Origin of the sequence: Uniformispora flossi, assembly GCF_049534875.1 — a bacterium.
In the GTDB taxonomy this organism is placed as follows: Bacteria; Actinomycetota; Actinomycetes; order Streptomycetales; family Streptomycetaceae; genus Yinghuangia; species Yinghuangia aomiensis.
In genome coordinates this window covers 45,195-52,304 of the sequence record NZ_JBMULZ010000011.1, presented here as the reverse complement: position 1 = coordinate 52,304, position 7,110 = coordinate 45,195, and the positions used below count along the sequence as shown (strand labels likewise).

Genomic DNA, 7,110 nt, shown 5'->3' with positions numbered 1-7,110 from the left:
TATAAACGTCCGACACGCGCGCGCCCCGGCGCGCGCCGGTTCCGTGCTTTCCGGACACATGGCGCACCCGGTCGGGTGCCCGCCGCCCCTGCCCGGCGCGTTCCTGCCACTTCCCACCGCCCCGGTGGGACGATGTGCGCGATGAACGCCTCACACCACGGGTCCCGCGACCCTTCCTGGGTCGCTCTGGCCGCACACCGCGCGTGGCTCGACGCGGAAGGCGGCCGTCTGCTGCGGTTCGGCACCGCCGCCGCACCCGCCGCCGGCGCGGGCTTCGCCTGGCTCGACGCCTCCGGCACGCCCGACCCGGCACCCGGCGTCCACCTGTGGATCACCGCGCGGATGGCCCACGTGTACGCCCTCGCCCACCTGCGCGGCCGCCCGGGCGCCGGCCCGCTCGCCGACCGCGGCCTCGCGGCCCTGGACGGCCCGCTGCGGGACGCGGAGCACGGGGGCTGGTATCCGGCCATCCCCGAACCCGGCAAGCCGTCGGACGGCCGCAAGACGGCGTACGGACACGCTTTCGTCCTCCTCGCCGCGGCAAGCCTGACCGTCGCCGGACGAGCGGGCGCCAAAGCCCTGCTGGCCGACGCGTGCGACGTCATGGAATCCCGCTTCTGGGACGACCGGCGCGGCTGGGTCCGCGAATCGTGGGACCGCGCCTGGCAGGAGCCCGAGGCGTACCTCGGCGCGAACGCGAACATGCACGCGGTCGAGGCGTTCCTGGCCGCGGCCGACGCGACCGGCGACGGGGTGTGGCGGGACCGCGCGCTGCGCATCGCCGAGTTCTTCGTCGACCACGTCGCCCGCTCGCAGTGGTGGCGGGTCCCCGAGCATTTCTCCGCCGACGGGCACATCGTGCCGGAGTACCACGACGCCAACCGCGCCGACCCGTTCCGCCCGTACGGCACGACACCCGGCCACGCGCTCGAATGGGCGCGCCTGCTGCTCAACCTCGAAGCCGCACTGCCCGACCCACCGAACTGGCTGGCGGAAGCGGCGCGTTGGCTGTTCGTCGTGGCGGTCGGCGCGGGGTGGGACGCCGACGGGCAGCCGGGTTTCGTCTACACGGTCGACCACGACGACCGCCCCGTGGTCCGCGCCCGCATGCACTGGGTGATCGCGGAAGCGATCTGCTCCGCCGCGGCCTTGCACCGGCGGACCGGCGACCTGGTCTACGAGCACTGGTACCGCACGTGGTGGGACTACTGCGCGCAGTACGTCATCGACGAACATGACGGCAGCTGGCACCACGAACTCGACGCGGACAACCGCCCGGCCTCCACGGTCTGGGCCGGCAAGCCGGACATCTACCACGCCTACCAGGCCACCCTCCTCCCCCAGTTGCCCCTCGCGGGCAGCGCCGCAGGCGCCGTACGCGACGCCGCCTCCGGCGGTGAAGCGGCATGACGGACACACGCGCCTACCCGATCGCCGTCGCCGGCGAGAACGTGATCGACCTGGTCCCCACCGGCGCGGACACCTACCGTGCGCTCGCCGGCGGCAGCCCCGCCAACATCGCCATTGCGGCGACCCGCCTGGGAAGCCCCGCCTCCCTCATCGCCCGCATCGGCGCCGACGCCTTCGGCACCCGCATCCGCAACCGCCTCGCCGTCGACGGCATTTCGCCCCGCTACCTGGTCGACGCCGCGGAACCCTCCAGCCTCGCCGTCGTCACTTTCGACGAACATCGCCGCGCGGCCTACGACTTCTGGTTCACCGGAACCGCCGACGGCCAGTGGACCAGCGACGAACTCCCGGACCCCTTGGGCCCCGACGTCCAGGCCCTGCACGTCGGCTCGGTCGCGCTCCACCTGGAGCCCGGCGGCACCGCGCTGTTCCGCATGATCCTCCGCGAACACGCCCGCGGTGCGGTGACATTGACCTTGGACCCCAACGTCCGCCCGGACATCGCCGGCGACGTCCCCGCGATCCGCCGCCGCCTCGAAGCGCTGGTCCCCCTCTGCGACGTCGTGAAGGCCAGCGACGAAGACATGCGCCACCTCTACCCCGACCTCGACCCGGTCGAAGCCGCCCGCCTCTGGCGCGACTCCGGCCCGGCCCTCGTCGTCGTCACCCAGGGCCCCGACGGCGCCACCGCGGTCACCCCCCACGAGGCCGTGGCGGTAGGCGCCCCCGAAGCCGAGGTGGTCGACACCGTGGGAGCAGGCGACGCCTTCATGGGCGCCCTCCTGCACGCGCTCGCCACCCGCAACCTCCTCGGCGGCACCAACGTGGGCACCCTCCGCGCCCTCCCCCCGGACGACCTCCGCCCCGTCCTCGAATACGCCACCGCCGCCGCCACCCTGACCTGCACCCGAGAAGGCGCCAACCCCCCGACAGCCGACGAGCTGGACGCCTGGCTCAAGTCCTCCACCTGACGAAACTCCGGGAACACCGAGCAACGGCGGCGCGCATGCGAGCAGGCGCACCCGACAGTCAGGGCGCGGCACCCAGAAGCAGCGGAGCAGCGGCAGTCGTGGGGGCGTCGAGCACACAGGTCACCGGAGCGCGGAAACCGCCGGAAATACGGGCGCACACCAGGAAGCCCAACCAGGCGCCGCAGAAACGGCGACCGCCTGGCACCGACCCGCTCGCCATCCGCAAGCGGGTCCACGGGCGGCGAGCGCGGCCGGGGGCTAGCGCCGCAGCCGCAGCACGGCAAGGGCACAGAAACGGGGGCAGAGCGGCAATTCCCCCACCCGCCCCCGAAACCGGGCAAGGCATGAGGCGGGCCGGGGCCGCGCACATGCCGGGGGTGCGGGTAACGGCCCAGCGCAGGTCGCGAACGACCCGCCTCACAGGCCCCAACCGGACCACGGCAGCCGCCGAACAAAGGGTTCTCGCAGCAGTCACCCCGACGCGCGAAACCCGCCGCGAGGCACAGAAGTCCGCACCGAGGCGGGCACAACCGACGCGATCGCGCCCGGCACCACGCAAACGCTCACCCGACAACGCATTCCACCTCGGGCCGGCGAAAACAACAGCCCGCGGCCCCCTCACCTCAGGCTGGGGGCGCACACACGAAGACAACACGAGGACAACACGAGGGCAACCGGCCACCGCCCAAGACACCCAGCGAGGCGAAGTCGCGAACGTCCGAGAGAACACAAGCCGCGTAGACACATCAAACCGACCCCACCCGCGGGCCGTAAACCCACAACCCTGCGGAACCTCACCTCAGGCGGGGGGTGCGGGTGGCGGAGCCCCCGCCGGCGGCGAAGCCGCACAAACAGACGAACCGACTATGGCCGCGGGGTTTGCGGCCATAGTCGGTTCGTCGGAAAGGGGTGGAGGTGGCGGGAATTGAACCCGCGTCCTGAAGTGCGAGACCAGAGCTTCTCCGAGCGCAGTCCGCTGTGCTTTTCTCAGCCCCGGCAATCACGCGGACAAGTTGCCGACGGGCTCAGTTACTGTTTGATTTTCCGGACTACCCCGTAACCGGGTAGGACGGTGGAGTCCCCTTGATTATGCCAGGATCCGGGACGGGGACGCGCCCGGTCTGACACCTTCGAAACTCGCTCAGGCGGCGAGGGCGAAGGAATCGCGCTTGGTATCGGCGATTATTTGTTTCGGCCTGTGGTTAACGAGATCATGGCCGCTTCCTCGGCTCGCTTCCTCTGCTCCGACATCTCCAGTCGAAACCGATCACCCCCTATTGAGTTTTCAAGCGTCGCACCAAGCCTCGGCTTGAAACGGTCGCCTCCCGAACACACCTGAGCGGGCGACGGCCGGTGCCATCGTACGGTTCAACGCCGCCGACGGTCCACTTCATTCCCCCGCGGGTCGCCCCCGGGGCACGAAGCACGCACGAGCGCGGCTCACCCGTGGGTCTGCCGCCGGATCGCCGCGCTCATCGCCCGCTCCGCCTCGCGCTTGCCCTGCTTCTCGATCAGGGTCTGGCGCTTGTCGTACAGCTTCTTGCCGCGGGCGAGCGCGAGTTCGACCTTGACCCGGCCGTCCTCGTTGAAATAGATGCTGAGCGGGACGAGCGTGGTGCCCGAGTCGTTCAGCTTGTTCTCCAGTTTGGCGATCTCGAGGCGGTGCAGCAGGAGCTTGCGCGGGCGGCGCGGTGCCGAGTTGTTCCAGGTCGCCTGGAAGTACTCGGGAATGTGCGCGTTCCGCAGCCACACCTCGCCGTTGTCGATGGTCGCGAAGCCGTCCACCAGCGATGCCCGGCCCTGGCGGAGGGACTTGACCTCGGGGCCGGTCAGGACGACGCCGCATTCCAGGGTGTCGTCGATGTGGTAGTCGTGCCGCGCCTTCTTGTTCTGCGCGATGAGCTTGCGCTTGGGAGCAGCCTGGGCCTTCTTCGACTTCGTCGGCTTCCCGGGGATCTGCACGATGGTTGGTCGCTTAGCCATGATCTCCGCATTGTCGCCCATCGGCGGCCGTTCCGGCCACGGGGTTGACGCGCGGCCGTCGCGTCACTCGTCCGCGAGCCCCTCCAGCACCTCGACGCCGCGAGCCTCCGCCTCCCCGGCCGGCACCGCGATGTCGGGGTCGATGCCGCGTCCATCCACGGCGTGCCCGCCGGGCGGGTACCAGTGGCCGATGGTCAGGTTGAGCACGCCGCCGTCGCCGAGCGTGGTGGGCGCCTGGACGGAGCCTTTGCCGTAGGTGGTGCTCCCGACCACGACCGCCCTCCCCCGGTCCCGCAGCGCGGCGAGCAGCACCTCGGCCGCGCTGGCCGTGCCGCCGTCGGCGAGGACGACGACAGGAGTGTCGGTGTCGCCGGGCGGCCCCGCGACGTCGAGTTCACGGCGCCCGCCGGTGCCGTCGTCGTACGAGACGACCGGTCCGGGCGGCAGGAACGCGGACGCCACCGCGGCCGCCTCGTCGACGAGCCCGCCGGGGTTGCCGCGCAGGTCGAGCAGGACGCCCTCCGGGGCCCGGGCGAGCGCCGCGCGGACCCGCTCCGCGGTGCCGCGCCCGAAGCCCGCCACGCGCAGCCACAGCAGGCCGGTGTCCGGCACCGGTTGGGCGGTCACGTCGGTGCCGGTGAGGATCTCCCGGACCAGGTCGACCGGGCGGGCGCCGACCGTCAGCGTGACCGGCGTACCGACGGGGCCGCGCAGCGCCGCGACCACGCCCGCGAGGCCGAGGTCGCCCGCCGGGGTGCCGTCGACGGCGGTGATCTCGTCGCCTTCCACGATCCCGGCCCGCGCCGCGGGTCCGGCGGGCTGGACGTACGCCACGGTCACCCACCCCGCCGCCTGGCGCAGGGTCAGCCCCACGCCGGGATAAGTGCCGTCGACCTGCCGCCGATAGCCGCTCACCGCGTCGGCCGGGTAGTACGCCGCCCACGGGTCGTCGAGGACCGACAGCAGCTCGCGGGCCTCGTCCGGGCCCAGCGGCACACCGTCGAGGGGAACTCCGCCGGGCGGTAAGGGCGTACGCACCCGCGTCTCCGCCCCGCGCTGCCCCGGGACCGCCGCGTCGACGGCCGTGTCGTACCACGCGCCGGTGGCCGCGCCGGTGGTCAGCGCGGCGCCGAAGGCGAGGGCCAGCACGGCCCTGCGGCGTACCCGACCCGACGTCATGGCGGGAGCATAGGGCACCCCGCCCGCACCGGAAGCCCCACCGCGCGCGATCCGGGCGGGGGGCCCGCACGGGGTCTGGAGCGAGGTCTAGAGCCAGGTCTGCGGGTCGGCGAACTCCCCGTCCACGAGCACCTCGAAGTGCAGGTGGGCGCCGGTCGACCAGCCGGTGGTGCCGACCAGGCCGACGGTGTCGCCGCGGCGCAGCCGCCGGCCTTCGTGCACGTCGATGCGGGAGAGGTGGTTGTAGGTGGTGGTGAGGGCGACGCCGTTGACCCGGCCGTGGGACACGACGACACGGTTGCCGTAGGCGGGGTTGTAGCCGGCGGCGATCACGGTGCCTTCGCGGGCCGTGTGGGCGGGGGTGCCTTCGGAGGCGCCGAAGTCGGTGCCGGTGTGCAGCTTCACGTAGCCGAGGACCGGGTGGAAGCGCATGCCGTAGACGGACGTCACGGCGGCGTCGATCGGGTACGACAGCGCCCCGGTGCGGCCGCGCGAGGCCCCGCCGCCACCCGCGGAAGCCGCGTCCCCCGACGGCGCGTTCAGTCGGTTGACCAGCTCGGTGAGTCGGTGCTGTTCGGCCTGGAGGGCTTCGTAGCGCTGCTGGTCGGCGGCCTTCTCCTGCTGGGCGGTGGCGAGCGCGGCCCGGCGCTGTTCGACGAGTGCGGCGACGGAGGCGGAGGCCTTCTCGGCTTGGGCTTCCAGGGTGCGGACTTCGGCGAGCTGGGCAGCGGCGGCTTCCTGCTGCGCGCGGACGTCGTCGCGGGCGCGCGCCAGGGCCTTCTGGCGGCCGTCGGTCTCGCTCTGGATCTCCCGGAGCCGGGCGAGGGTGGATTCGTCGGCGCGCAGGAGGGAGCGGTAGCCCTCCAGACGGTCGAGGAGTTCACCGGGGGTCTCGGCGTGCATGATCACGGAGAGCTGGGCGAGTGCGCCGTTCTGGTAGGCGTGCGAGGCGACTTGGCCGAGGGCGTCGTGCATGGCGTCCATCGCGGAGCCGACGTCGGCGAGCTGCTGCCGGGCGGTGGCCTCGTCGGCGACGGCGCGGGCCAGCCGGGCCCGGAGTTCGGTGTCGCGGGCGCGGGCCGCGTCGAGGCGGACGCGGGCCTGGTCGAGGGCGGACTGTGCCTCGGGCATGCGCGCGTTTGCGTCGGCGTAGGCCGTCTCGGCGGCTTCCAGGCGCTGCACGGATCCGTCGAGGTCGGTGCGCACCGCGGCGACCTGGCGATCGACGTCGGCCTTCGCGGTGCCGGCGTCGTCGTCGGCGCGCGCGGTCCCCCAGCCGATCGCCGCGCCCGTGGCCGCGATCAGCGCCAGGAGGCCGATCCGTCGGCGGTGTGTGGGGCGCATGTCCCACAGGTACCAGGAGTCGCAGGCCGGATTGCCGCAATCCGATGCATTAAGCAGCTTTTCATTTGATTTGCCACTCGAATGGCCGTGGCCGCACCGCCGACGGCCCGGAGAACGCGGCAGCCGCGCGGCGCACACACAGGAACAAGGGCGGCGGGGGGGGGGGGAGGCGGGAGGCGGGGGGGGTTGGGGGCCGGTTGAGCCGGGAAGGGCGCGGGGCGTC

At 72.7% G+C, this 7,110-nt stretch carries 5 protein-coding genes and 1 other RNA gene; 2 read left to right on the top strand and 4 right to left on the bottom strand.

The window, feature by feature from the left end:
- Positions 1-141 precede the first annotated feature (141 nt).
- Both ACPA54_RS23350 and ACPA54_RS23345 read left to right on the top strand, forming a co-directional pair.
- Entirely contained in the window at positions 142-1,410 is a 1,269-nt protein-coding gene (locus ACPA54_RS23350) for an AGE family epimerase/isomerase (protein WP_423532746.1), read from the top strand.
- The gene (locus ACPA54_RS23345; protein ID WP_423532744.1) at positions 1,407-2,381 is read left to right on the top strand and encodes a carbohydrate kinase family protein; all 975 of its coding nucleotides are present in this window, start codon (positions 1,407-1,409) and stop codon (positions 2,379-2,381) included. Before ACPA54_RS23350 ends, ACPA54_RS23345 begins: the two co-directional genes overlap by 4 nt.
- Positions 2,382-3,288: 907 nt before the next feature.
- On the opposite strand, the gene ssrA is transcribed toward ACPA54_RS23345, so the two are convergent.
- The 4 genes from ssrA to ACPA54_RS23325 form a co-directional block, all read right to left on the bottom strand.
- Positions 3,289-3,656, bottom strand: a transfer-messenger RNA (tmRNA) gene (gene ssrA / locus ACPA54_RS23340).
- A 165-nt stretch (positions 3,657-3,821) separates the two neighbouring features.
- The gene (gene smpB, locus ACPA54_RS23335; RefSeq protein ID WP_423532742.1) at positions 3,822-4,364 is read right to left on the bottom strand and encodes an SsrA-binding protein SmpB; all 543 of its coding nucleotides are present in this window, start codon (positions 4,362-4,364) and stop codon (positions 3,822-3,824) included.
- A gap of 63 nt (positions 4,365-4,427) precedes the next feature.
- Positions 4,428-5,543 carry a S41 family peptidase gene (locus ACPA54_RS23330; RefSeq protein ID WP_423532740.1) on the bottom strand — a complete coding sequence of 372 codons (1,116 nt, stop codon included), beginning with the start codon at positions 5,541-5,543 and terminating at the stop codon, positions 4,428-4,430.
- 87 nt (positions 5,544-5,630) lie between these two features.
- On the bottom strand, positions 5,631-6,887 hold the full coding sequence (locus tag ACPA54_RS23325; RefSeq protein WP_423532739.1) for a murein hydrolase activator EnvC family protein: 1,257 nt from the start codon (positions 6,885-6,887) through the stop codon (positions 5,631-5,633).
- Positions 6,888-7,110: the final 223 nt, after the last annotated feature.